The organism is Nocardia abscessus, assembly GCF_015477775.1.
GTDB classification, from domain to species: Bacteria; Actinomycetota; Actinomycetes; order Mycobacteriales; family Mycobacteriaceae; genus Nocardia; species Nocardia abscessus_A.
In genome coordinates, this window is record NZ_JADLQO010000002.1 from 584,469 (window position 1) to 609,223 (window position 24,755).

General features: G+C 69.5%; 25 protein-coding genes. 12 read left to right on the forward strand and 13 right to left on the reverse strand.

Features of this window, described 5'->3' with window-relative positions; genetic code table 11:
* Positions 1-108 precede the first annotated feature (108 nt).
* From IU450_RS08375 to rpsO, 3 genes are all read right to left on the reverse strand, one after another.
* Complete coding sequence (locus tag IU450_RS08375; protein ID WP_195149588.1) at positions 109-1,449, reverse strand: M16 family metallopeptidase; 1,341 nt, start codon at positions 1,447-1,449, stop codon at positions 109-111.
* Between the two features lie 38 nt (positions 1,450-1,487).
* Positions 1,488-3,776, reverse strand: coding sequence for a polyribonucleotide nucleotidyltransferase (locus tag IU450_RS08380; RefSeq protein ID WP_195149177.1), 2,289 nt, complete (start codon positions 3,774-3,776; stop codon positions 1,488-1,490).
* A 787-nt stretch (positions 3,777-4,563) separates the two neighbouring features.
* Positions 4,564-4,833, reverse strand: a complete 270-nt coding sequence (rpsO, locus tag IU450_RS08385; RefSeq protein ID WP_039799352.1) for a 30S ribosomal protein S15 — start codon at positions 4,831-4,833, stop codon at positions 4,564-4,566.
* A 259-nt stretch (positions 4,834-5,092) separates the two neighbouring features.
* On the opposite strand from rpsO, the gene IU450_RS08390 reads away from it, so the two are divergent.
* Positions 5,093-5,911 (forward strand): alpha/beta fold hydrolase, encoded by an 819-nt coding sequence (locus IU450_RS08390; protein ID WP_195149178.1) that lies wholly within the window; start codon positions 5,093-5,095, stop codon positions 5,909-5,911.
* Between the two features lie 3 nt (positions 5,912-5,914).
* On the opposite strand, the gene IU450_RS08395 is transcribed toward IU450_RS08390, so the two are convergent.
* Positions 5,915-6,886, reverse strand: a complete 972-nt coding sequence (locus IU450_RS08395) for a bifunctional riboflavin kinase/FAD synthetase (protein WP_195149179.1) — start codon at positions 6,884-6,886, stop codon at positions 5,915-5,917.
* Between the two features lie 487 nt (positions 6,887-7,373).
* On the opposite strand from IU450_RS08395, the gene IU450_RS08400 reads away from it, so the two are divergent.
* The 4 genes from IU450_RS08400 to IU450_RS08415 all read left to right on the forward strand — a co-directional run bounded on the left by IU450_RS08400 (position 7,374) and on the right by IU450_RS08415 (position 10,314).
* On the forward strand, positions 7,374-7,802 hold the full coding sequence (locus IU450_RS08400; protein WP_195149180.1) for a cupin domain-containing protein: 429 nt from the start codon (positions 7,374-7,376) through the stop codon (positions 7,800-7,802).
* A gap of 1 nt (position 7,803) precedes the next feature.
* The gene (locus IU450_RS08405; protein WP_195149181.1) at positions 7,804-8,991 is read left to right on the forward strand and encodes a PLP-dependent aminotransferase family protein; all 1,188 of its coding nucleotides are present in this window, start codon (positions 7,804-7,806) and stop codon (positions 8,989-8,991) included.
* Positions 8,988-9,407: a hypothetical protein gene (locus IU450_RS08410; RefSeq protein ID WP_195149182.1), complete on the forward strand. Its 420-nt coding sequence runs from the start codon at positions 8,988-8,990 to the stop codon at positions 9,405-9,407. The genes IU450_RS08405 and IU450_RS08410 overlap by 4 nt, the downstream gene beginning before the upstream one ends.
* Before the next feature lie 238 nt (positions 9,408-9,645).
* Positions 9,646-10,314, forward strand: a complete 669-nt coding sequence (locus IU450_RS08415) for a metal-dependent transcriptional regulator (RefSeq protein WP_195149589.1) — start codon at positions 9,646-9,648, stop codon at positions 10,312-10,314.
* A gap of 231 nt (positions 10,315-10,545) precedes the next feature.
* Here the strand turns inward: IU450_RS08415 and IU450_RS08420 are convergent, their stop codons facing one another.
* Both IU450_RS08420 and IU450_RS08425 read right to left on the reverse strand, forming a co-directional pair.
* Positions 10,546-11,625 (reverse strand): tartrate dehydrogenase, encoded by a 1,080-nt coding sequence (locus tag IU450_RS08420; RefSeq protein ID WP_195149183.1) that lies wholly within the window; start codon positions 11,623-11,625, stop codon positions 10,546-10,548.
* Positions 11,626-11,635: 10 nt separating this feature from the next.
* Positions 11,636-13,108: an NAD-dependent succinate-semialdehyde dehydrogenase gene (locus IU450_RS08425; RefSeq protein WP_195149184.1), complete on the reverse strand. Its 1,473-nt coding sequence runs from the start codon at positions 13,106-13,108 to the stop codon at positions 11,636-11,638.
* A 132-nt stretch (positions 13,109-13,240) separates the two neighbouring features.
* Here IU450_RS08425 and IU450_RS08430 point away from each other — a divergent pair, with 132 nt between their 5' ends.
* Complete coding sequence (locus IU450_RS08430) at positions 13,241-14,482, forward strand: aspartate aminotransferase family protein (RefSeq protein ID WP_195149185.1); 1,242 nt, start codon at positions 13,241-13,243, stop codon at positions 14,480-14,482.
* Between the two features lie 66 nt (positions 14,483-14,548).
* Positions 14,549-15,043 (forward strand): DUF3830 family protein, encoded by a 495-nt coding sequence (locus tag IU450_RS08435; protein ID WP_195149186.1) that lies wholly within the window; start codon positions 14,549-14,551, stop codon positions 15,041-15,043.
* Positions 15,044-15,094: 51 nt separating this feature from the next.
* Here IU450_RS08435 and IU450_RS08440 read toward each other — a convergent pair whose 3' ends face one another.
* A complete protein-coding gene (locus tag IU450_RS08440) occupies positions 15,095-16,495 on the reverse strand; it encodes an amidase (RefSeq protein WP_195149187.1) in 1,401 nt (466 codons plus the stop codon).
* 12 nt (positions 16,496-16,507) lie between these two features.
* On the reverse strand, positions 16,508-17,473 hold the full coding sequence (locus IU450_RS08445) for a D-2-hydroxyacid dehydrogenase (protein WP_195149188.1): 966 nt from the start codon (positions 17,471-17,473) through the stop codon (positions 16,508-16,510).
* Positions 17,474-17,559: 86 nt separating this feature from the next.
* On the opposite strand from IU450_RS08445, the gene IU450_RS08450 reads away from it, so the two are divergent.
* Genes IU450_RS08450 through IU450_RS08460 form a run of 3 tightly spaced genes read left to right on the forward strand, consistent with a single transcriptional unit; the run spans position 17,560 to position 19,698 of the window.
* Positions 17,560-18,300, forward strand: coding sequence for an Asp/Glu/hydantoin racemase (locus IU450_RS08450; RefSeq protein ID WP_195064458.1), 741 nt, complete (start codon positions 17,560-17,562; stop codon positions 18,298-18,300).
* 14 nt (positions 18,301-18,314) lie between these two features.
* Positions 18,315-19,046, forward strand: a complete 732-nt coding sequence (locus IU450_RS08455; protein ID WP_195149189.1) for a maleate cis-trans isomerase — start codon at positions 18,315-18,317, stop codon at positions 19,044-19,046.
* Positions 19,033-19,698 (forward strand): GntR family transcriptional regulator, encoded by a 666-nt coding sequence (locus IU450_RS08460; protein WP_195149190.1) that lies wholly within the window; start codon positions 19,033-19,035, stop codon positions 19,696-19,698. Before IU450_RS08455 ends, IU450_RS08460 begins: the two co-directional genes overlap by 14 nt.
* A 16-nt stretch (positions 19,699-19,714) precedes the next feature.
* Here IU450_RS08460 and IU450_RS08465 read toward each other — a convergent pair whose 3' ends face one another.
* Positions 19,715-20,137, reverse strand: a complete 423-nt coding sequence (locus tag IU450_RS08465) for an EF-hand domain-containing protein (RefSeq protein ID WP_181720514.1) — start codon at positions 20,135-20,137, stop codon at positions 19,715-19,717.
* Positions 20,138-20,225: 88 nt separating this feature from the next.
* On the opposite strand from IU450_RS08465, the gene IU450_RS08470 reads away from it, so the two are divergent.
* On the forward strand, positions 20,226-20,426 hold the full coding sequence (locus tag IU450_RS08470) for a hypothetical protein (RefSeq protein ID WP_195149191.1): 201 nt from the start codon (positions 20,226-20,228) through the stop codon (positions 20,424-20,426).
* Complete coding sequence (locus tag IU450_RS08475; RefSeq protein WP_195149192.1) at positions 20,419-20,646, forward strand: hypothetical protein; 228 nt, start codon at positions 20,419-20,421, stop codon at positions 20,644-20,646. The genes IU450_RS08470 and IU450_RS08475 overlap by 8 nt, the downstream gene beginning before the upstream one ends.
* A 21-nt stretch (positions 20,647-20,667) precedes the next feature.
* On the opposite strand, the gene truB is transcribed toward IU450_RS08475, so the two are convergent.
* The 4 genes from truB to IU450_RS08495 all read right to left on the reverse strand — a co-directional run bounded on the left by truB (position 20,668) and on the right by IU450_RS08495 (position 24,701).
* On the reverse strand, positions 20,668-21,567 hold the full coding sequence (gene truB / locus IU450_RS08480) for a tRNA pseudouridine(55) synthase TruB (RefSeq protein ID WP_195149193.1): 900 nt from the start codon (positions 21,565-21,567) through the stop codon (positions 20,668-20,670).
* Entirely contained in the window at positions 21,567-22,235 is a 669-nt protein-coding gene (npt, locus tag IU450_RS08485) for a 4'-phosphopantetheinyl transferase Npt (RefSeq protein ID WP_195149194.1), read from the reverse strand. Before npt ends, truB begins: the two co-directional genes overlap by 1 nt.
* 149 nt (positions 22,236-22,384) lie before the next feature.
* Positions 22,385-23,344, reverse strand: a complete 960-nt coding sequence (locus tag IU450_RS08490; protein WP_195149195.1) for a metallophosphoesterase family protein — start codon at positions 23,342-23,344, stop codon at positions 22,385-22,387.
* Between the two features lie 58 nt (positions 23,345-23,402).
* Positions 23,403-24,701 carry an MATE family efflux transporter gene (locus IU450_RS08495; protein ID WP_195149590.1) on the reverse strand — a complete coding sequence of 433 codons (1,299 nt, stop codon included), beginning with the start codon at positions 24,699-24,701 and terminating at the stop codon, positions 23,403-23,405.
* Positions 24,702-24,755 lie beyond the last annotated feature (54 nt).

Consider the following 24,755-nt stretch of genomic DNA (forward strand, 5'->3'; position numbering starts at 1 on the left):
GACAATCGAGTTCAGCGCCCTCCGGCGGGACCGACGGCCGGGCGGCCGAAACGATATCGCGCCGATGGATTCCCCGCCAAGCCGCGGGCGGCTCGCCCGCGGCGAGGATCAGCTCGGCACCAGCCGCCGTACCGCGGCGGGCAGGTCACGGGTGCGCTTGTAGGGTCCGGCGACCGACGCGGCGAAGGGCCGTGCCAGCAGCGTGCGCGCGATGGCGGATACCTCATCGGTGGTGACGGCGTCGATGCGGGCCAGGGTTTCCGACACGCTGCGGTGATTGCCGTAGCTGAGTTCGCTGCGCCCCAGCCGGTTCATGCGCGAGGCGGAGTCCTCCAAGCCGAGCACCAGCCCGCCGCGCAACGAGCCCTTGGCCCGTGCGCACTCCGCGTCGGTGATGCCGTCGGCGGCAACTTCCTCCAGTACGCCGCCCGCCAGGGTCGCCACCTCGCCCAGGTTCTCCGGCTGACAGCCGATGTAGACCGAGAACGCCCCGGTGTCGGCGAAGGTGTCGACGCTGGAATACACCGAGTAGGCCAGCCCGCGCTCTTCCCGGATGCGCTGGAACAGACGCGAACTCAGCCCACCGCCGACCACCGTGTTCAGCACCGACAACGGCCACCGCCGCTCTCCCTCGTGCCGCCCGAAGGCGCGCACGCCGAAAGCCAGGTGCGCCTGCTCGCTGTCGCGATGACTCCACTGCAGCTGCGGCGCGCCGTTCGGCCGGAACCGGCCCTCGCGCCGCGGCGCGGGCGTCGCCGCCGGATCGAGCCGGTTCTCGAAGGCACGATGCACCAATTCCACGGTGTGCTCGTGCTCCACGTTGCCCGCGACGGCGACCACCATCCGGTCCGGCCGGTAGCGGCGCAGGTGGAACGACCGCAGCTGCGCGGCCCGCATCCCTTCGATGGATTCGATGGAGCCGATCACCGGGCGCCCGATCGGATGGTCGCCGAACAGCGCGGCCAGGAACGAGTCACCGACCAGGTCCTCGGGGTCGTCGTCGCGCATGGCGATCTCCTCGAGCACCACCTGCCGCTCCACATCGACATCCGACGACCGGCACAACCCGTTGAGCACCACATCGGAGACCAGGTCGACGGCCAGGGGCAGATCCTCGTCCAGGACGTGCGCGTAGTAGCAGGTCTGCTCCTTCGCGGTGAACGCGTTGAGCTCGCCGCCGACCGCGTCCATCGCCTCGGCGATGTCCAGGGCCGACCGCGTCGGCGTCGCCTTGAACAGCAGGTGCTCCAGGAAGTGCGCGGCGCCCGCGACGGTCGGGCCCTCGTCGCGCGAACCGACCCCCACCCAGACGCCGATGGACGCCGAGCGGACGCCGGGCAGATACTCGGTGACCACGCGCAATCCGCCGGGCAGGACGGTGCGCCGCACTCCGCTGTCCGCGTCCGCCCGCAGCTCGAGTGACGAACCCCCCCGCCCGGTGTCGAGCAGAGGGGTTGTCGTCTTCTTCTTCGTCACAGGGACAAGTACTACTCGGTCCCGGCCGAGCCCGCATCGTCCGTGTCGTCGCCGGGCTCCTCGGCGTTCTCCTCGACCGGCACGAGCGAGATCTTGCCACGGTTGTCGATGTCGGCGATCTCCACCCGCAGCTTGTCGCCGACGTTCACGACGTCCTCGACCTTGGCCACGCGCTTGCCGTTACCCAGCTTGGAGATGTGCACCAGGCCGTCGCGACCCGGCAGCAGGGAGACGAACGCGCCGAAGGCGGTGGTCTTGACGACCGTGCCCAGGAAGCGCTCGCCGACCTTCGGCAGCTGCGGGTTGGCGATGGCGTTGATCGCGTCGATCGCGGCCTGCGCCGACGGGCCGTCGGTCGCACCGACGAACACGGTGCCGTCGTCCTCGATGGAGATGTTGGCGCCGGTGTCCTCGGTGATCTGGTTGATCACCTTGCCCTTGGGGCCGATCACCTCGCCGATCTTGTCGACCGGGATCTTGATCGCGGTGACGCGCGGCGCGTACGGGCTCATCTCGTCCGGGGTGGCGATGGCCTCGGCCATCACGTCCAGGATCGTGGTGCGCGCGTCGTGGGCCTGGCTCAGCGCACCGGCCAGCACCTGCGAGGGGATGCCGTCCAGCTTGGTGTCCAGCTGCAGCGCGGTGACGAACTCGCGGGTGCCCGCGACCTTGAAGTCCATGTCGCCGAAGGCATCCTCGGCGCCGAGGATGTCGGTCAGCGCGACGTAGCGGACCTCGTCCTCGCCCTTGTCGTTGGTGATGGTGTCCGACACCAGGCCCATCGCGATACCGGCGACCGGCGCCTTCAGCGGCACACCCGCGTTCAGCAGCGACAGGGTGGAGGCACACACCGAGCCCATCGAGGTGGAGCCGTTGGAGCTCAGCGCCTCCGAGACCTGCCGGATGGCGTACGGGAACTCCTCCTGGCTGGGCAGCACCGGGATCAGCGCCCGCTCGGCCAGCGCGCCGTGACCGATCTCGCGGCGCTTGGGCGAACCGACTCGACCGGTCTCGCCGGTGGAGAACGGCGGGAAGTTGTAGTGGTGCATGTAGCGCTTGCTGGTCTCCGGGCCGAGCGAGTCGACCTGCTGGGCCATCTTCACCATGTCCAGGGTGGTGACGCCCATGATCTGGGTCTCGCCCCGCTCGAACAGCGCCGAGCCGTGGGCGCGCGGTACGACCGCGACCTCGGCCGACAGCGCACGGATATCGGCGAGCCCACGACCGTCGATGCGGAAGCCGTCGGACAGGATGCGCTGGCGCACCAGCTTCTTCGTGACCGAGCGGAACGCGGCGCCCAGTTCCTTCTCGCGTCCGGCGAAGTCGTCGCCGAGCCGGTCGAGCACGGCGAGCTTGATCTCGTCGATCTTCTCCTCGCGCTCCTGCTTGCCCGCGATGCCCAGCGCCTCGCTCAGCTCGCGCTTGGCGGTGCCTTCGACGGCCTCGTACACGTCCTGCCCGTACGGCGGGAACAGCGGGAACTCTTCGGTCGGCTTCGACGCCAGCTCGGCGAGGTCCTGCTGCGCGCGACACAGGCGTGCGATGAACGGCTTGGCAGCCTCGAGGCCCTCGGCGACGACGGCCTCGGTCGGCGCCTGCGCGCCGGCCTCGACCAGCTCGATCACCTTGTCGGTGGCCTCGGCCTCGACCATCATGATGGCGACGTCACCGGACTCGACCACGCGGCCCGCGACCACCATGTCGAACACGGCGCCCTCGAGCTGCTCGACGGTCGGGAAGGCCACCCATTGAGACGCAGCCCCGCTCGCGATCAGCGCGACACGCACGCCGCCGACCGGGCCGGAGAACGGCAGGCCCGCGATCTGGGTGGACGCGGACGCGGCGTTGATCGCCACCACGTCGTAGAGGTCGTTGGGGTCCAGGCTCAGCACGGTGACCACGACCTGGATCTCGTTGCGCAGGCCGTCGACGAACGACGGACGCAGCGGCCGGTCGATCAGGCGGCAGGTCAGGATCGCGTCGGTGGAGGGACGGCCCTCACGGCGGAAGAACGATCCGGGGATGCGACCCGCGGCGTACATCCGCTCCTCGACGTCGACCGTCAGCGGGAAGAAGTCGAACTGGTCCTTGGGCTGCTTGCCCGCGGTGGTGGCCGACAGCAGCATGGTCTCGTCGTCCAGGTAGGCGACGACCGAACCGGCGGCCTGCCGGGCGAGGCGTCCGGTCTCGAACCGGATGGTGCGGGTGCCGTAGCTGCCGTTGTCGATCAGCGCGACGGATTCGAATACGCCCGGTTCGACCTCGACGGCCGAGCTCTTGCGTTCAGTTGTTTCGGTCATTCTTCTCTCTCAACCTCTCGTCTTCGCCGGCTCGAGCGCTCGTCGGGCGCGATCCGGCTGTCGTCAGCCGTACCGGGTACGGACGCGCGGCAACCCTCCTGGCTGCGACGCGCACACCCGGCCGAATCCCCTTGGAGACGGCGACGCGGAGGCGGTCATCGATCGAAGCCCGACGGCGCCAACTCGCTGCCGATAGGCCACTACCGAAGACCGACGCCACGCGGGCGGGTGCATACGGCTGTGCAATGTTGTCGTGCGCAGGGGGGCGATCCACCCCTATACACAAATAGCCAACGGAGCGATTGTACGTCTCCCCATCGGCTGAACCAGCGACCGCCTCGGACACCCCCGTGTCGAGCAGCCGGTTACCACTCCCCCCACACCGCATCGAGTCGCCGCTGCCCCGGACACCGATCCCCGTAAGTCGGCACGGGACCCTCGCCTGCACGGGAGCCGGGTCGACGATGCGTGAAACTGCTGCTGATCTACGTGCACTCCCCCACCCGGCGATCAGCGTGACCGCGCTCCGGGTGATCATGGCCGGTAAGCCTCGTCAGCTCACCGGTAGCTCCGGAACTCGGGCTCGAGCGCTCGAGCCATCGCCAGATGAGCGGCGGCACGGGCGCGCAAGCTACCCCCGAAGCGAAACCGAATCGGCCCCACGCCGTCTTTCGAGCGAAGCGAGACCGAGCATTGTCCGTTCGCGGCCCGGCTCGCGTCCGAGCGGCCGCCGCGTCCGCGACGCAGTCGCCAGCGGCGGTCGCTCGGACACGAGCCATAACAAAAACTACCGCCTGAGCCCGAGCCGCTCGATCAGCGAACGGTAGCGGTTGATGTCGTTGTCCTGCAGGTACTTCGACAGCCGCTTGCGACGACCGATCAGCGCCATCAGACCGTGGCGGGTGTGGTGGTCGTGCTTGTGCTTCTTCAGGTGCTCGGTGATGTCGGCGATCCGCTTGGACAGCAGCGCGATCTGCGCCTCCGGCGAACCGGTGTCCTTCTCGTGCAGGCCGTACTCGGCGAGAATCGCCGACTTCTGCTCGGTGGTCAGCGCCATGGGGCATCCACTCCTGTTTCTCAGTTCCGCGCTCGAATGTCCGGCTACCCGGGTGCGGGTGCCACCGCGGACCGCAGCAAACCCGAGGGACCACCCTACCCGACCGGGCTCTTCCTGCTGAAATCGCAGGTCGATCGGCTCGGCTCGCGGCGCCGGGCGTGTGACGCAAGGAAGCGCCCGCATTACCTTCCGGGTAATCGACTCACCGCACATCGGCTGCGAATCTTTCTCTCGTACCGCCGAATACGAGGAGACAACGATGCCCTACCTGGAGACGACCGACGGCACCCGCCTGGCCTACGAAGACTACGGAACCGGAGCGCCGATCCTGTTTCTGGCCGGGTGGGCGCTCAACACGGAGATGTGGGAGTACCAGGTCCCGTTCTTCGTCGAGCAGGGCTACCGCTGCGTGCTGTTGGATCGGCGCGGACACGGCCGTTCCGACCGTCCGTCCACCGGATACGACCTGGACACCCGCGCCGACGACGTGGCCGAGCTGATCGAACGACTGGACCTGCGCGAGCTGACCCTGGTCGCGCACTCCGCGGGCGGCGCGGAGGTCGCCCGCTATCTGGCCAGGCACGGCACCGAGCGGGTGGGGCGTATCGCGCTGCTGGCCACCACGCTGCCGTTCCTGCGGCAGACCGAGGACAACCCCGAGGGCCTTCCGGACGAGCTGAGCCAGGCGTCGATCGCGCAGTGGCGCACCGACCGGCCCAAGTGGTTCGCCGATCGCGCCCAGGGATATTTCGCCACCCACCTCGGCAACGACGTGTCCCCCGCGCTGATCGAGCACGAGACCCGGCGCTGCCAGTCCGCGTCACCGTGGTCCACCATCGCGGTCTGGGAGTCGACCTTCTCGTCCGACCACCGCGAGACCCTGCGGAATCTGCCGATTCCCGCGCTGGTCGTGCACGGAGTGCCGGATCAGTCCATTCCGATCGACGCCAGCAGCAGGCGCACCGCGAAACTCATCCCCGACTGTGTCTACAAGGAGTACCCGACCGCAGGCCACGGGCTGTACATGACGCACGCCGACCAGCTCAACCAGGACCTGCTCGACTTCATGAGGGCTTGACGCTCACCCGGCGTCGACGGCGGTGAGGATCTTGCGCGCGGTCTCCACGTCGCGGCCCATGCACTCGATGAGTTCGTCCACGGACTCGAACTTGCGCTGGCCCCGGAGGTGTTCGACGAAGTCGACCGCGACGTGCTGACCGTACAGATCGGCCTCGCCGTCGAGCACGTACGCCTCGACCGTGCGGGCGCGGCCGGAGAAGGTCGGGTTGGTGCCCACCGAGATGGCGGCCATGGCTCGCTCACCCGGGGTGACGGTACCGATGGTGGGGCCGGGGCCGAGCACGGTGAACCATCCCGCGTACACGCCGTCGGCCGGAATCGCGGCGTGCATCGGCGGAGCGACGTTCGCGGTCGGGAAGCCGAGCTGCTTGCCGCGGCCGTCACCGTGCACGACGACGCCTTCGACCCGGTGCGGACGCCCCAGCGCCTCGGCCGCGGCAGCCATGTCGCCCGCGTCGACGCACGCGCGGATGTAGGTGGAGGAAAAGGTCACGGCGTGTTCGGCGAGCAGTGTCACGCCGTCGACCTCGAAACCGAATCGCTTGCCGAGTTCGCGCATGGTCTCGACCGTGCCCGCGGCCTTCTTGCCGAAGGTGAAGTTGTCGCCGACCACCACCTCGACCACGTGCAACCGCTCCACGAGCAGGTCGTGGACGTACCGCGCGGGCGTCAGCTTCATGAATTCGTGGGTGAAGGGCATCACGCAGAACACGTCGACGCCCAGTTCCTCGGCCAGTTCGGCACGGCGGGTCAGCGTGGTCAGCTGCGCGGGGTGCGAGCCGGGGCGGACCACTTCCATCGGGTGCGGGTCGAAGGTCATCAGCACCGCGGGCACGCCGCGCGCGGCGGCGGACTTCACGGCCCGGCTGATCAACTGCGCGTGGCCGCGGTGCACACCGTCGAACACACCGATCGTGAGGACACAGCGCCCCCAGTCCGCGGGCACCTCGTCGAGACTTCGCCATCTCTGCACAGTGCGCAGCCTACGCAAATCAGGTAGCGAACAGTATTCGGGCGTGCTGATCTCACACAACACTTCCGCGCGCGGGGAGGCGGCGAGCAGGGCCGGATCGGCGCACCGGCGTCGTCCCGCCCGGCCCGGCGTCGCGCGACCCGTCCGGAGCGGACGCCGGCCCCGTCGGCCGGCCGCGCCGGTCCGGCCGAGCGGCGGGAGATCACGGCGCTGCCGTACTCCTCCTCGGGGAGTTAACCGCCGAGTGGCCGCGGCCGCAGCACGACGCGCGTTTCCGTGCGCAAGCGTCGGGGTTCACGACATCGCCGACGAAACTTCGCGCACCGGAAACGTGCCGGACGGATTCGTGAAAGTGCCGATACACCGGAGGTTTTCCGCGCTCCCACAAGCTCGTCTCTCGCCAGCAGCGGGAATGGTCTAGCGTCCAATTCGATCGGCGAGAAAAGTGTCCGGAGTACCCATGAAAAGTGCAGTCAAGCATGTGCGTGTGATCAAACCGTCCGACGCGGCGGAGACTTTCGGACGACAACGACAACGCCTCACCCCCTGTGTCACCACCGAAACCTGCGGTGCGACCGGCATTTCGGCCGGGATGGTCACCATGCCCCCCGGCGCCATGTCGAAAGCGCATTATCACGCGCACAGCGAGATCGTCGTCGTCTGCCTGCGCGGCCGGGCGGTCACGCTCATCGGCCCGCGACTGACTCCGTATTTCCACGGCCCCGGCGAGTTCATCTACATCCCCGACGGCGTCGTGCACGTGGCGGTGAACCTCGACGAGGCCGAGGACTTGCTCGCGGTGGAAATGCGGACCGATCCCCTGTTCAACGAGGACGTGGTGCTGACGCCGGAATACGACACCGACGTGGCCGAAACCGTTGCCCGCCTGCGCGGCCAACAGCCGATCGGCTCCTGAGATGGCCCTCTCGAAGCGCAGCCGCGGCGCGGCCGCGGTGACCAGCGGGCCGATCGACGACATCTTCGCGGCGCTGGCAGGCCGCCCCGACGTCGTCTCGTTCGCCGTCGGAGCCCCCGATCCTGCCCTGTTGCCCGCCGAACTCGTCGCGACGCTGTCGCAAGCCGTCATCGGCAGATACGGCGGCGCCGTACTCCAGTACGGGATGACCCAGGGATTCTCCCCGCTCCTGGCCGAGGCCCGGAATCTGTTGCGCACCCGCGATATTCGATGTTCGACCGATAACTTGCACATCTCGACGGGTGGATCCGGCGCATTGCACAACGTGTGTTTGGCGCTGCTGGACCCGCACGACGTGGTTCTGGTGGAAACTCCGACCTACGGCCCGGCGGTCAAAGAATTCCGCAGCCACGCGGCCACCGTCGTCGCGGTGCCGTCCGACGATTTCGGCATGGTGCCCGAAGCACTGGAGGAGGCCCTGGTCCGATATGACGTCGCATTCGTGTACCTGCTCCCGACGTTCCAGAATCCGACCGGGCGGACGATGCCCGTCGAGCGGCGCGAACGAATTGCCGAGATCGTCGCCCGCCACGGCACGCTGATTGTCGAGGACGACGTCTACACCGACCTGCGCTACCGCGGAGTGCCACCGCCCGCCCTGGCGTCTTTCGCGCCGGACAACTCGATCTACATCACGTCGCTGTCCAAAACTCTCGCTCCGGCGATCCGTGTCGGTATCACCGTCATGCCCGCGGATCTGCTGAAAACCGTGCTCGCCTTGAAACAGGGCATCGATATGCAGACCTCGACCTACTGCCAGGCGATTGCCGCCGAGTTCCTGGGCAGCTCGGCCGGAGCCGAGCACCTGGCCGAGGTCGTGGACGCGTATTCGGCCAAACTGGACATCTTGGGAGCCGCCGTGCAACGGCATCTCCCGGCCGGTTTCCGCTGGGTCGTACCCGACGGCGGGATGTTCCTGTGGGTCGAGGGCCCGCCCGGTTTCGATGCCGACGCGCTGTTGGAGGAGGCGCTGCGCCGCGGCGTCGCCTTCCTGCCGGGAAGCGTCTGCTACGCCGAGGACGTCGCCGACCACCGCAACACGATGCGGCTGAGCTTCGCGAACGTGCCGCGCGAGGACATCGACCGTGGCGTCGCGCTGCTGGCGGCGGTCTGCGCGGGTGCGGCATGAGCGAGCGCCACCCCGTACTGGGCACCTGGGAGGTCATCGCCGACGGCGCTCCGTTCGGCTACCACGTGATGCAGTTCCACCCGGGCGGCACGATGCTGCAATCGAATCCCGACCACGGCAACCGCGCCACCAGTGACAGCAACGGCATGGGCACCTGGCGATCCGACGGCGACCGGGTCACCGGCGCGTTCGTGGAGTTCACCGTCGATCGCGCGGATCCCACCGTCGTGCGCAAAGGGATCGTCGCCTTCGACCTGGAAGTGACCGGCGACCGGTTCACCGGCTCCGCTACGGCGACCTTCTACGAGCTGTCCGGTGCACCGGTCCACGCCCCGGCCACGGCGCGCTTGAGCGGTAGACGGTTCGACGGCTCGGCCGCACATCGCGCCGCGCTGAACCGCTCCGCGACCGCGTGACGACGTCGAGGTCACGGCCCGAACGGCCCCGCGTACCGAGCGGACGCCGACCCGTCCACTCGCGGATCAACGACGAATCGCGATTCGTTTGCGATGCCCCAACGGCGGGTCGCAGGATGTGTGTATCGGCACGCTAGTGCCTAAGCTCGGGTGTGTGCCCGGTAAACGAGATATCGCCACTCGCCGCGAGTTGGCCGACGCCCCGGTGCCGGGCGATCCGCACGGCGGTACCGCGACGATCGCGCCTGTGCTCTCGTCGGTCGCCCAGGACTACCTGAAGGTCATCTGGACCGCGCAGGAGTGGTCGCAGGAGAAGGTGACCACCAAACTGCTCGCCGAGCGGATCGGCGTGTCGGCCTCCACCGTCTCCGAAGCGGTGCGAAAGCTCGCCGACCAGGGATTGGTCGAGCACGCCCGCTACGGGGCGATCACCCTCACGCCCGAGGGCCGCCGCGCCGCCATCGCGATGGTGCGCAGGCACCGGCTCATCGAGACATTCCTGGTGAACGAGCTCGGCTACGGCTGGGACGAGGTGCACGACGAGGCGGAGGTGCTCGAGCACGCGGTCTCCGAGTTGCTGATGGCGCGCATCGACGCGAAACTCGGCTACCCCGATCGCGACCCGCACGGCGACCCGATCCCCTCGGTGGACGGCGCGGTGCCCACCCCACCCGCGCGTCAGCTCAGCGACTTCCATGCCGGTGAGCACGGCCGGGTCGCCCGCATCTCGGATGCCGATCCCGACATGCTGCGCTACTTCGACTCCGTCGGCATCGCCTTGGACACCGTCATCACCGTGGTCGAACGCCGCGACTTCGCGGGGACCATCGCCATCCGCATCGGCGCCACCGAGTCCGCAACCGATCTCGGGCGCCCGGCCGCCGATGCCATCTGGCTCACCGCCTGAGCCGCTGATCCGCTCGGTCGTTCGAGCGGACCGGTCAGCCGAATCGGAACGCTTCGAACCGCCGCAGATGCCGGGTGCAGCGTCGGCACGAATCTCCCGGCCCGGGCCCACTCGATCCGACACCCGTCGCCCGCGCCGAGGTCGACCTCACCTCGGCCCACACCGGCGCCACCATCCGGGTCGCGGTCGACGAAACGGCGATGGAGCGTCGAGAGGAATCTCCGCGATCCGTCAGCCGAGTTCCGCCGCGGCGGGGCGGGCCAACTCGGCCGCGCGGGCGGCGATGGCGTCGCCGAGTTCGTCGGTGGTGCCCGTGCCGCCGAGATCCGGGGTGCGGACCGCACCTGCGGCGAGCACGTCGCAGACGGCTCGGTCGATCGCGGCGGCCGCCGCGGACTCGCCGAGATGGTCGAGCATCATCGCGCCTGCCAGGATCTGCGCGACCGGATTCGCGATGCCCTGACCGGCGATGTCGGGGGCGCTGCCGTGCACGGCCTCGAACATCGAGGGGCCGGTGCGCTCGGGATTGATATTGCCCGACGGCGCCAGACCGAGCCCGCCGGTGACGGCGGCGGCGAGATCGGAGAGGATGTCGCCGAACAGATTCGAACCCACGATCACGTCGAGCCGGTCCGGGTGCAGCACGAGTTCGGCGGCGAGCGCGTCGACGTGCATCTGCCGCGTCGTGACCTGCGGATAGTCGGCCGCGATGCGTTCGAAGACACTGTCCCAGTACGGCATCGAGTGGATGATCCCGTTCGATTTGGTCGCCGAGCACAACCGCCCGGACCGTTCGGCGGCCCGCTCGAACCCGTAGCGGATGATCCGCTCGCACCCCGTGCGGGTGAACACCGACTCCTGGAGCACGAATTCGTCGGGGCGGCCCTCGTTGTGGATGCCGCCGATCCTGGAGTACTCGCCCTCGGAGTTCTCTCGCACGATCAGGATGTCCAAATCCTCGGCGGTCCGGTCGCGCAGCGCCGAGTCCGTGCCGGGTAGCAGGCGCACCGGGCGCAGGTTGACGTACTGACCGAAGGCACGGCGCAGCGGGATCAGTAGCCCCCACAGCGAAACATGATCGGGCACACCGGGAAATCCGACGGCGCCGAGCAGGATCGCGTCGAAGTCCGCGAGGCGTTCCGCGCCGTCGGGCGGCATCATCGCCCCCGTGCGCAGGTAGTTCTCACAGGACCAGTCGAATTCGGTCCATTCCACGCCGGGCAGCACGGCGTCGAGCACGCGCACCGCCGCCGCGGTGACGTCGACTCCGATCCCGTCACCCGGGATGGTGGCGATGCGGTACTCCCTCACTGGCACTCCTTCACAGTCGCACTCCGATGTACTTGGTCTCCAGGAATTCGTCGATCCCGGTGAGCCCGCCCTCGCGGCCCAGCCCGGACTCCTTGACACCGCCGAACGGTGCGGCCGGGTTCGACACCACGCCCTGGTTGAGTCCCACCATGCCGGTCTCCAGCGCCTCGCACACCCGCAATCCGCGCCGGAGGTTCTCCGTGAATACGTAGCTCACCAGCCCGTATGGGGTGTCGTTGGCCCGGCTCACCGCTTCGTCTTCGGTGTCGAAGACGCCGATCGCGGCGACCGGCCCGAAGATCTCGGTGTGGCACAGCTCGGCGTCGTCGGGGACGTCGACCAGGACGGTCGCGGGATAGAACGTGCCCGGCCCGGCCTGCGCGGTCCCGCCGGTGAGCACCGTGGCGCCGCGGGCGCGGGCGTCATCGACCAAGCGCTGCACCTTCGTCACGGCCTCGCCGTCGATCAGCGGTCCGACCACGACGCCCGGTTCGGTGCCCCGGCCCATCGGCAGGGCGGCCATCCGGTCGGCGAGCTTGCGTGCGAACTCCGCGGCGACGCCACGCTGGACGAGGATGCGGTTGGCGGCGGTGCACGCCTGGCCGATATTGCGCATCTTCGCCGCCAAGGCGCCCTCGATCGCCTCGTCCAGGTCGGCGTCGTCGAACACCAGCAGCGGCGCGTTGCCGCCGAGCTCCATCGAGGTGCGCATCACCGTCTGCGCGCACTGCGCGAGCAACTGCTTGCCGACCGCCGTCGAGCCCGTGAACGACAGCTTGCGGGAACGGTCGTCCAGGATCAGCGGCGTCATCACCGCGGCGGGGTCGGCCGTCGTGATGACGTTGACCACCCCGGCGGGCAGCCCGGCGCCCGCCATCACCTCGGCCAGCGCCAGCATCGAAAGAGGCGTCTGCTCCGCCGGTTTCACCACGCAGGTGCACCCGGCGGCGAGCGCGGGCGCGATCTTGCGCGCCCCCATGGCAACCGGGAAGTTCCAAGGCGTGATGAGCAAGCTCGGGCCGACCGGCTGGCGGGCCACCAGGAAACGGGAGCCGCCGGTCGGCGCGGGCATGTACCCGCCGTCCAAGCGCACGGCTTCCTCGGCGAACCAGCGGAAGAACTCCGCGGCGTAGGCGATCTCGCCGCGCGCCTCGGCCAGCGGCTTGCCCATCTCCAACGTCGCGATCAGCCCGAGCCGATCGGTCTCGGCCAGCAGCGCGCGATGCACGCGCATCAGCAGATCGCTGCGCTCCCGTGGCGGCGTGGCCGCCCAGCCCGGTTGCGCTGCGCATGCCGCGTCCAGCGCGGCGAGACCGTCGGCCGGGTCCGCGTCGGATACCGCGCACAGCGGTGCACCGGTCGACGGATCGAGAACCGGCAGGGTCCGTGCGGTCGCACGCCACAGCCCGTCGATGAACAGGCCGCGCGGCACCGTATCGATCGCGGCGCGCTCGGCTGCGCTGAGAGCGCTTTCGGTGAGCATTGTCGGTGGCTCCTTTCGACACCGCGCAGCGTTCGGCCATTGCTGCGACCCGTGCCGCCATGTTATGCATATTGTCGACAATCCGACAATAGACAATCCCGCATTCATCCCCGCTCCGGGAGGCGAACCACCATGACCGAGCTCTCGCCCATCCTGAAACAGGCCACTCCGGTGACCGTCGACCACGGCGCGGGGTGCTATCTCTATGGCACCGACGGCCGGAGGTATCTGGACTTCACCGCCGGTATCGGCGTCACCAGCACCGGTCACTGCCACCCGCACGTGGTCGCGGCGGCGCAGGCGCAGGTCGCGACGCTGATCCACGGCCAGTACACGACCGTGCTGCACCGGCCGCTGCTGGAACTGACCGAACGGCTCGGCGCGGTGCTGCCCGAGGGGCTGGACGCGCTGTTCTTCGCCAACTCCGGCAGCGAGGCGGTCGAGGCCGCGCTGCGGCTGGTCCGCCAGGCCACCGGACGGCCGAACGTCGTCGTCTTCCACGGCGGCTTCCACGGCCGCACCGTGGCCGCCGCCACCATGACGACCTCCGGCACCCGGTTCTCCGCCGGGTTCAGCCCGCTGATGTCGGGCGTGCACGTCGCACCGTTCCCCACCGCGTACCGGTACGGCTGGAGCGAATCGGAGGCCACCGCCTTCGCGCTGCGCGAACTCGACTACCTGTTCGCCACGCTCACCTCACCCGCCGAGACCGCCGCGTTCATCGTGGAGCCGGTGCTCGGGGAGGGCGGCTACGTCCCGGGCAACACCGAGTTCTTCCGCGGCTTGCGCGAACGCGCGGACCGGCACGGCATCCTGCTGGTCTTCGACGAGATCCAGACCGGCTTCGGGCGCACCGGAAAGTTCTTCGGGCATCAGCACTTCGACGTCCGGCCCGACGTGATCACCATCGCGAAGGGCCTGGCCAGCGGGTTCCCGCTGTCGGGCATCGCGGCCTCGCGCGAGCTGATGTCGCGGGCGTGGCCCGGCTCCCAAGGCGGCACCTACGGCGGCAACGCGGTGGCGTGCGCGGCGGCCATCGCGACGCTCGACGTCATCGAATCCGAAGGGCTGGTGGACAACGCGGCTGCCCGCGGCGCACAGCTGCTGCGCGGTCTGCGCGACAGTGCCGTCAAGGCGATCGGTGATGTCCGCGGCCTCGGTCTGCTCGCGGGCGCCGAGTTCACCACGGCCACCGGCGAACCCGATCCGGCCACCGCCGCTGCCGCCCAGCGCGCCGCGGTGGACAAGGGACTGCTGCTGCTGACCTGCGGCGCGCACATGAACGTGGTCCGGATGATTCCACCGCTGATCGTTACAGATACTCAGATCGAGGACGCTCTGGCGATCTGGTCCGAGGTGCTCGCCGAGCTGTAGTGCTCGCGAACACCATCCGTCCGCCCGTCGGCCCGTCCGGCGGCACCGATCAGGAAGCAGCACCGTATGGCCCGCTACATCACCATCACGCTCACCAAAGCCGCCGTCACCTGCCGCGCCCGTCTGCTGGACGAGGAGGCGCCGCGCACCTGCGCGGCGGTGTGGAACGCCCTGCCCCAAGAAGGCGACGCCTTCCACGCCAAGTACGCCCGCAACGAGGTGTACACCCTGCTCCCCCGGATCGGTGCGGCACCGCACCGGGAGAATCCGACGGTCACCCCGATCCCCGGCGACGTCTGCCTGTTCGATTTCGAGCCGTGGGAGATCGGCAACCCGGCCTACGGCTACGAGCCCGGCTCCGCGGCCGAGCACGAGCGCGGCGCCACCGATCTGGCGCTGTTCTACGGCCGCAACAATCTGCTGATCAACGGCGACCTCGGCTGGGTACCGGGCAATGTCTTCGCCACGATCGAAGAAGGGCTCGCCGAGATAGCCGCGGCGTGCAACACGCTGTGGCTGCACGGCGTGCAGGGTGAGACACTCGCCTTCGCCCGCGCCTGAAGCCCGGCGAACGACCGATGGCCCCGTGGTAACCCGCGGGGCCATCGGCGTTCAGGAGGCCAGCACGAATTCGGCGTAGCGCGCCACCGCCAGCACCAGCTCGTCCGAGTGGCGCGGGCCGACGATCTGCAGTCCGACCGGCAGGCCCGCCCGGGTCGTACCGGCCGGGATGCTGATCGCGGGCTGCTGAGTGAGATTGAACGGGTAGGTGAACGGGGTCCACTCCGGCCAGCTGCGCAGGCCGCTGCCCGGTGGCACGTCGTGGCCCGCCTCGAACGCGGGAATCGGCACCGTCGGGGTGATCAGCACGTCGTAGTCGGTGTGGAAGGCGCCCATGGTGATGCCGATCTGCGCCGCCACGTTGCGCGCGCCGAGATAGTCGACGGCCGTGACGGTTTCACCGCGCTCCCATACCGTGCGTAGCCCGGGGTCCACCCGGTCGCGCGTGCCCTCCGGGAAGCCGGACAGCATGGTGGCCGCGCCGGCCGCCCAGAGCAGTTCGAACGCCTCGCGCGGATCGCCGAAGCCCGGATCCGCGACACCGACCCGGAGTTCGGCCTCGGCAAGGCGAGCCACCGCCGCCTCCACGATCGCGGCGACTTCGGGGTCGACCGCGACGTAGCCCAGCGTCGGCGAGTACGCCACCCGCAATCCGCGGACGTCGCGCTGCATTTCGGCACGGAACACGGTGAGGGTGGGGGCCAGCGAGGTCGGGTCGCGCGGATCCGGCAGCGACAGGATGTCCATCAGCAGCGCCGCGTCCTCGACGGTGCGCGTCATCGGCCCCGCGTGCGCCAGCGGGCCGAACGGACTGGCCGGGAACAGCGGAATCCGGCCATAGGTGGGCTTGAACCCCACGATGCCGCAGAAAGCGGCCGGGATGCGCACGCTGCCACCGCCGTCGGTGCCCACCGACACCGGGCCCATGCCACCGGCCACGGCCGCCGCGCTGCCGCCGGAGGATCCGCCCGCGGTGGTGGACGGGTCGGCCGGGTTGCGGGTGACACCGGCCAGCGGACTGTCGGTGACCGCCTTCCACGCGATCTCCGGGGTGGTGGTCTTGCCGAGGAACACCATGCCGTCCTCGCGCAGCCGGGCCGCCACGGGGCTGTCCACCGGCCACGGTCCGGCCGGATCGATCGAGGTGGAGCCACGCCGGGTGGGCCAGCCTTCGGTCAGGAAGACGTCCTTGATCGAGATCGGCACACCGTCGAGCAGGCCGCGGGCGTGGCCGGACTGCCAGCGCGCCTCGGAATCCTTCGCCTGCACCAGGGCGCGATCGGGGTCGACGAGACAGAAGGCGTTGAGCGCGCCGTCGCGGTCGGCGATCGCGCGCAGGATCGCCTCGGTCGCCTCGACGGGCGACAAGGTGCCCGCAGCGTAGGCCGAGACCAGCTCGACCGCGCTCATAGCGGTCGGGTCGGTGGGATGGTTCCTGTCGGGGTAGCTCATGGATGGGCTCCTTCAGCCGGGCACGTATCCCAGCCTTTTGTCGACCACGTTGTCCAGCGGACGTCCGGCGATCCAGTTGTCGAAATTCTCGGTGAACGCATTGACGATCTCGGTGCGCCATCCGATGAAGTCACCGGAGTTGTGCGGAGTGATCCGGACATTGGGCAGTTCCCACAGGGGGTGATCGGCGGGGAGCGGCTCGGGGTCCACCACATCGAGCGCCGCCGCGGCGATCGATCCGGTGCGCAGCGCGGCGACGAGATCGTCGGTCACAACGAGTTCCCCACGGCCGACGTTGACAAACCTCGCGTGCGGCTTCATCGCGGCGAAGGCCGCGGCATCGAACATGTTCCTGGTCTGCTCGGTGAGTGGCGCGATCGCGACGACGTAGTCGGCCCTGGCCAGTTCGGCGTGCAGATCGGTGACCACCTCGCCGAAATCCGGATCCGAGGCACGCTCCCGCCTGCCCACCGCGCGCACGCTCATCCCGACCGCGCGCAGCAACCGGGCGATGTGGCGGCCGATCGAACCGGTGCCGACGATCAGCGCCGTCGCCCCCGCGACCCGTTCGGATTCCCGGTGCCGCCACTCGTGCCGCTGCTGTAGCAGTAGCGAGCCGGACAGGTCCTTGGCGAAACCGAGGATCTGACCGAGCACGTATTCGGCGATCGCGGCGTCGAAGACGCCCCGGGTGTTGGTCACGACCACGTCACTCGCCCGCAGCTCGGGAAACATCGCGGGGTCGACACCCGTCGACCCCATGTGCACCCACCGCAAGCGGTCGGCGGCGTGCCACGCGCCGGGTAACGCCCGCGTACGGAAGTCGTAGACGAACAAGATTTCCGCCCCGCCCAGGGCGTCGGCCAAACCGGGTTCCTCGGTGTACCGGAGGGTGGCACGGTCCGCTACCCGGTCCATGCGCTCGGCGTCGGGCACACTGTCACTGTGCAGGACGGCGACGATCGGGCCCTGTTCCACATTGACACACTAAGATCACATCGTATGATTGTCAACAATCCGATCGTGTTCGGAGGTCGTCCCGGCTGAGCGCGAGAGGGGCCGTAGTGGATCTGAGCTTTCCCGACCTCGAGGGGCCCGTTGCACAACGGGGTATCGGGATCATCGCACCGTTCGATCTCGCACTCGAACGAGAGCTCTGGCGCTGGGCGCCGCTGGAGGTGAGCCTGCACCTGGCGCGCACACCCTACGAGCCGGTCCCGGTGTCGCTGGAGATGGCCGAGCTGGTCTCGGACGCCGCGCACCTCACCGCGGCCACCCGCAACGTGCTGCACGTGGAGCCGGAAGTGGTGGCCTACCTGTGCACGTCGGGCAGCTTCATCAAGGGTCTCAGCTACGAGAAGTCGCTGCGGGACACCATCTGCCAGGCCGGAGCGCAGGACGCGGTCACCACCTCGGGCGCCCTGCTGGAGGCGATCCGCCACCTGAACCTCACGCGGGTCTCGGTGCTCACCCCCTATGACGAGATCCTCACCCACCGGCTGCACGAGTTCCTCGCCGAAGCCGGATGCTCGGTGGTGCGCTCCGACCACCTCGGGCTCGGCGGCGGCATCTGGAAGGTCAGTTATCGCACGATCGCCGAACGCATCCTCGCCGCCGACGATCCCGAAGCCCAGGCCGTCTTCGTCAGCTGTACCAACCTGCCGACCTACGACGTGATCGAGCCGCTGGAGAACGCACTCGGCAAACCGGTGCTCACCGCCAACCAGCTCACCATGTGGGCCTGCCTCGGCCGGATGAAGCTGCCGATGATGGGCCCGGGCAAGTGGCTACTCAACGTTTTCTGAAGGAAGAACATCGCATGCACGCACCCACCGTCGGTTTCATCTACCCCGATCACGCGGCGGAGGACGACTACCCGCTCGCGGCGGCGACGCTCGGCGCGCACCTTCCGGTGGCCCACATCTACGGCACCGATCTGCACGCCGTCCCCGAACTGCTCGAGCTGGGCAGTCCGGCGAAATTGCGCCTCGGCGCTTCGCTGCTGGCCCGGCACCGCCCCGACGCGATCGTCTGGGCTTGCACCTCCGGCAGTTTCGTCTACGGACCCGCGGGCGCCCGCGAGCAGGTGCGAGCGCTGTCCGAGGTCGCCGGTGTGCCCGCGACCAGCACCAGCATCGCGTTCGCCGATGCCGTGCACGCGCTGGGGCTGCGCACCGTCGCCGTCGCCGCGAGCTATCCCGACGAGGTCGCGCGACTGTTCGTGGACTTCCTGGCCGACGCGGACATCGAGGTCGTCTCCATGTCCAGCGCGGGCATCGATACCGCCGCGGAGGTCGGCACCCTCACCGCGAGCCAGGTGCTGCGGCTGGCCGCGGACAACGACCACCCCGGCGCGCAGGCGCTGCTCATCCCCGACACCGCGATGCACACCCTGGCGGTGCTGCCGGAGCTGGAAGCTACGCTGGGCAAACCGGTGCTGACGGCCAATCAGGTGACGATCTGGGCAGGCTTGCGGCTGGCCGGCGCCGAGCCGGTCGTACCCGGGCTCGGCACCTTGTTCGCGGAAAGGCAGACCGATGTCCGTCGTTGATTTCGAGCCGGTGAACCGGCAGTCGACCGCGGAGATGATCGCCGATCGACTCCGCGAAGCGATCATGCGCGGCAGTCTGGCGCCTGGGTCCCAGCTGGGCGAAGCCGACCTCGCCGCGCGGTTCGCGGTCTCGCGCGGGCCCGTACGCGAGGCGATGCAGCGCTTGGTGTCCGAAGGCTTGCTGCACAGCATCCGGCACCGCGGCATCTTCGTCATCGAACTGAGCCTCGACGACGTCGTCGACATCTACCGGGCGAGGACGGCGCTGGAGGGCGGCGCGCTGGAGCTGATCCTGGACGGTCGCCGCCCGATCGCCTACGAGGCGCTCGGGCCCAGCGTCGAGGAGATGGTCGCCTGCGCCGCACGCGGTGACGCGGTGGGTGTCTCGGACGCCGACCAAGCCTTCCACGAGGCGCTGGTGGAGAGCTCGGCCAGCCCGCGCCTGGTCCGCGCGGCACGCACCCTGCTGATCGAGACGCGGATGTGCCTCGGCGCCTTGCAGACCACCTACCCGGACCTGCGGGAGCAGGCCGACGAACACGTCGACCTGCGCGAAGCGATCGCCACCGCCGAGCCCGCGCGCGCCCGCGCCCTGCTCGTCGAGCACATGGACGACGCCGTGGAACGACTCCGCCGCCAACTCGGCTCCTGAACGCGCGGCCGCGGCGCTACCGGGAGAGGAACTCCAGCAGCGCGCGGAATTCCGGCAGCGAGAGATAGCCGTCGCCGTCACGGTCGGCGGCGGCCAGCAAGGCGTCGGCCGGTTCGTCGATCCGGCCCGCGCCGCAGTGCCGGATGAGCGATTCGAGTTCCTCGACCGAGATGCGGCCGTCGCCGTTGACGTCGAAGACCTTGAACGCGGCGTCGGCGTCGGTCACCTCGATGCGTCCGCCCACCAGCGCCGCGTCGAATTCGGCGCGGGAGACCAGGAAGTCGCCGTTGGTGTCGGCGGCCGCGACGAGCCGTTCCACCGCCGCGTCGTCGACCTCCAGACCGAGCGCCCGGATGCCCGCCGTGATGTCCTCCACCGAAACGAGCCCGTCGCCGTCGCGGTCCCACAGTCCGAACGTGTCCACCGGTCCATCACTCATGCCCGCTACCTTCGCCGCCACTATCGACCACGGCCGCCGGCGAACCGCGCAGGCGACCACTCCACACTGTACGGATTCCGTTGGGGGCGTGAGATGCTCAGGCCGCGCACCGGGACCACTCAGTGCAGCGCACAGCAACAGCCGCTCGGAGGCGCCGCGACAGTCGCGAGCCGCGCACTTCGACTACTTCGAGGCCAACGCCAACAGCGTGCTCGCGGCCAACAGCGTGCTGGCCGCCGACCCCACGATCCAGGAGATCATCGCGGGCCGAGCTCGGCGAATTGCGTGAGCGCGCGCTCGACGCGCTGAAGCTGGAGGGGCGGCTTCGCGCGACGGTCTCGGCGATCCTGATGAGCTGGCTGGCCTTCGTCCGGGTGCTCACCGTCGACTGGCTGGAGCACGACACGCTGACCCGGGCACAGATGCGCGAGACTCCGCTCGGAGCTCTGCTCGGAGCCGTGCGGCCGGTCATCGACATCGATGACGTGAGCCGAGCGCCGAATCGGTGACGCCGACGACCGAAAGCCCCCCTACAGATTCGCCGGACGCACGACCATCACCGATGCCGCTCGCTTTCCGCTTTCCCGCAGCAGCGCGATCGCACGGCCCTCCGGATCGATGGCGGCGTAGACGTCCGGTATCCCGACCGGGTCGAGCCAGCGTCCGTTGCGCAGATCATCGGCCTGCTCGGCGTCGATGTCGCGGTGCGGGAAGGCGGTGCGCACAGCCTGGTCCATGTCGAGGCTCAGGGGTGGCGCGCCCGATTCCGCGGCGGCGGCCAGCTCGTCCAGGGTGCGCGCGTGCTCGAGGGTGAAGGGACCGACCCTGGTGCGACGCAAGGCGGTCAGGTGGCCGCCGACGCCGAGCGCGGCGCCCAGGTCTCGGGCCAGCGCCCGCACGTAGGTGCCCGAGGAGCACTCGACCACCACGTCCAAGTCGACGAAATCGCCGTTGTCGCGGCGGGCGAGCACGTCGAAGCGCGACACCGTGACCGGGCGGGCGGCCAACTGCACTTCTTCGCCCGCGCGGTGACGGGCATAGGCGCGCTCGCCGTTCACCTTGATCGCGCTCACGGTGGCGGGCACCTGGTCGATGTCGCCGGTCAGTTCGGCTGTGCGCGTGGCGATGTCGGCGTCGTCGAGGTGACCGGCCGGGGTCGTGACCAGTACCTCGCCCTCGGCGTCGTCGGTGCTGGTGGCCTGCCCGAGCCGGATGGTCGCGGTGTACGCCTTGGTCGTCAGGGTGAGCAGGCCGAGCAGTTTGGTCGCGCGTTCCACGCCCAGCACCAGCACACCGGTCGCCATCGGGTCCAGGGTGCCCGCGTGACCGACCTTCTTGGTGCGCAGCAGCTTCCGGCATCTCGCGACGACGTCGTGGCTGGTCCAGCCACCGTCCTTGTCGACGACGAGCAGCCCGCCGAGTGCGTCCATCAGACGTGCGCGATCGCGGTCAGGATGTACCCGTCGGTGATCAGCCAACGTCCGTCGAACGAATGCAACGGCGGCCCGCCGTCGGTGGTCTGCCCCGGCACCAGCAATTCGGTGTGGAAGCTGCCGCGCCCGGAATCGGCGGAGCTGTCCTCGATCTCGAACGTGATGTGCGCCTCCTCGAAGCCCAGCCAGCGCACGGTCAGCGGAAACCACGCTTTGTAGGTGCTCTCCTTGGCGCAGAACAGCAACCGGTCCAGGTGCAGCTCGGAGTCGGCGGTCTTCAGCCATGCCCGCTCCTCGGGCAGGCTGACCGAATCCAGGACGCCGTCCGGCAGGGTGGCGTGCGGCTCGGCGTCGATGCCGATGGAGCGGAAGCGCAGCTTGTGGCCGAGCGCGGCGGCGCGATATCCATCGCAGTGGGTCATGCTGCCGACGATCCCGCGCGGCCACACCGGAGCGCCGCGCTCCCCCTTGCCGATCGCGACCGGCTGCTCGCCGAGTTGCGTGAGCGCCAACCGGGCACAGTGCCGCGCGCCGATGAAGTCACGACGCCGCTTCTCCACCGACTTGGCGATGAGATGCTCCTCCGCCGGATGCGGTCGCAGGTCCTCCGGGTATGCCAGCAACTCGGCCGAGGCCACACCCGCGGGCAGAATGTTCTCGATCATCACCGAAGAGCGTAGTCGAGCCTCAACGCGCGGACTCGCAGCGCCGAGCCCAGCCAAGTCGCCGAGGCCGGGCGGACCCGGCGCATCGGACGGCATGGGCCGAGCCATCGAGGGCGCAGTTGCTTCGCGACCACGCGAAGAGCCGAGGCCTAGGCCAGCCCGCGCCGCTGTTGCGCCTTGCTTCGCATCTCGGCCGCGGCGGCTTCCATCTCCGGGGTCACCTGGAAGTGGCCGCCCCACTTGTTCAACGTGCCCGGCGGGTACTCCGGGGTCGGCAGGATCTGGCGCAACAGTCGCTCGGGGAGGCCGCGGCGCTGCCATTCGCGCGGATAGCCGAGCGAAACCTCCTCGAACCGGACGCCGTCGTAGTGCGACGTGCGTGGGATGTGCAAGTGCCCGTAGACCGAGCAGACCACGTTGTAGCGGGTGTGCCAGTCCGCGGTCAGCTCGGTGCCGCACCACAGCGCGAACTCCGGGTAGAACAGCACGTCGGTCGGCTGCCGGACCAGCGGGAAGTGATTGATCAGGACGACCGGGGTGCCGGGGGCGAGCGCGTCGAGCTTGCGCTTGGTCACCTGCACCCGGGCATGGCACCAGGCGTCCCTGGTCAGGTACGGCTCCGGTGAGAGCAGGAACTCGTCGGTCGCCACCACATTGCGCTCCCGGGCGATCGCGAGTCCCTCGGCCTTGGTGGTCGCGCCTTCCGGCAGGAACGAGTAGTCGTACAGCAGGAACATCGGCGCCAGCGTGACCGATCCGCCGTACTCCTCGGCGCCCGCGCCCTGCCAGACCGGGAAGGGGTCTTCCGGCGTGAGCACGCCCAGGTCACGGCACATCGACACCAAGTAGTCGTAGCGCGCCACCCCCGCCATCTGCACCGGATCCTTCGCCGTGGTCCACAGCTCGTGGTTGCCCGGCACCCAGATCACCGTGGCGAACCGGCTGCGCAGCAGCTCCAGCGCCCACCGGATGTCCTCGGTCTTCTCCCCCACGTCGCCGGCCACGATGAGCCAGTCCTCCGGCGAGTCCGCCCGGATCTGCTCGACGACCGGCCGATTCCCCTGGTGCCCGACGTGAATGTCGCTCACCGCCATCAACTTGGGTATCACCACACCTACCTTGGCACATCCGTTCGGATTCGCACGCACCGGCCGAGCCGGGTGTCGGTCACCTCGGCATTTCGGCGCCGACCTGGGCCCACCGTCCCGACAGCGCCCGCCACGCGACCGCGAGCAGCCGCAACATCATGAACGCGGCGAGGCCGGACCAGATTCCGGCGACGCCCCAGTCGAAGGCCAGCGACAACCAGATGGCGGGCAGGAAGCCGAGCAACGCCGCGCCGAGGGTGGTGGTGCGCAGATAAGCCGCGTCGCCCGCGCCGAGCAGAACGCCGTCGAGGGCGAAGACGATGCCCGCCACCGGGATGAGCGCCACGAAGAACCACCACACCACGTGGGTGCGCTCGAGCACCGCCGGGTCGTCGGTGAACAGCGCCGGAATCGCCATCGCGCCGGCCGCGAAGCAGGCGGCGAGGCCGAGACTGAAGATCTCCGACCAGCGGGTCACCCGCCGCGCGATCCCGCGGGCGCCGGCGGCGTCACCCGCGCCCAGAGCGGAGCCGGTGAGGGTCTGCGCGGCGATGGCCAGTGCGTCCAGGGCCAGCGCCAGGAAGTTCCACAGTTGCAGCACCAGCTGGTGAGCCGCCACGGACGCGGCGCCGAAACGCGCGGCGACCGCCGCCGCCGAGACGAAGCAGGCCTGGAAGGCGAAGCTGCGGGCGATGAGGTCGCGCCCGAGCACGAGCTGGGCCCGCATGACCGGCCACCGCGCGGCGAGCGGAACCCGTTCGCGGACCAGCGCGTTCAGGAACAGGATCGCGGTGACGACCTGACCCACGACGTTCGCCACGGCAGAGCCGGTCAGGCCCAGCTGCGGCGCACCGAGCAGTCCGTGCACCAGTACCGGGCACAGGACACCGGAGACCCCCAGCCCGGCAACCACGTAGACCAGCGGCCTGCGTGTCTCCTGCACGCCGCGCATCCAGCCGTTGCCCGCCATGGAGATCAGGATCAGCGGCACGCCGAACAGCGCGATCCGCACCCAGTCCAGGGCTTCCTCCGCGATGTCGCCGCCGCCCGCGATGGCGTCGGTCACCGGCACCGCGCAGGCCTGGACCAGCATCAGGATCGCGGTGCCGACGGCGAGCGCGAGCCAGGTGGCCTGCACGCCTTCTGCGACGGCTCCCCGATGGTCGCCCGCGCCGTGGCGACGCGCGGAGCGTGCGGTGGTGCCATAGGACAGAAAGGTCAGCTGCGAACTGGTCTGCGCCAGGATCAATCCGCCGACGGCGAGACCTGCCAGCGCGAGCGCGCCCAGCCTGCCGACCACGGCGAGGTCGAACAGCAGGTAGATCGGCTCGGCGACCAGCACGCCGAGGGTGGGCAACGCGAGCCCGAGGATGCGCATCGGCCCGGCCGCGGCGGCGCGCCCCGGCTCCGGCCCCTCCGCGCGCAGGACCGG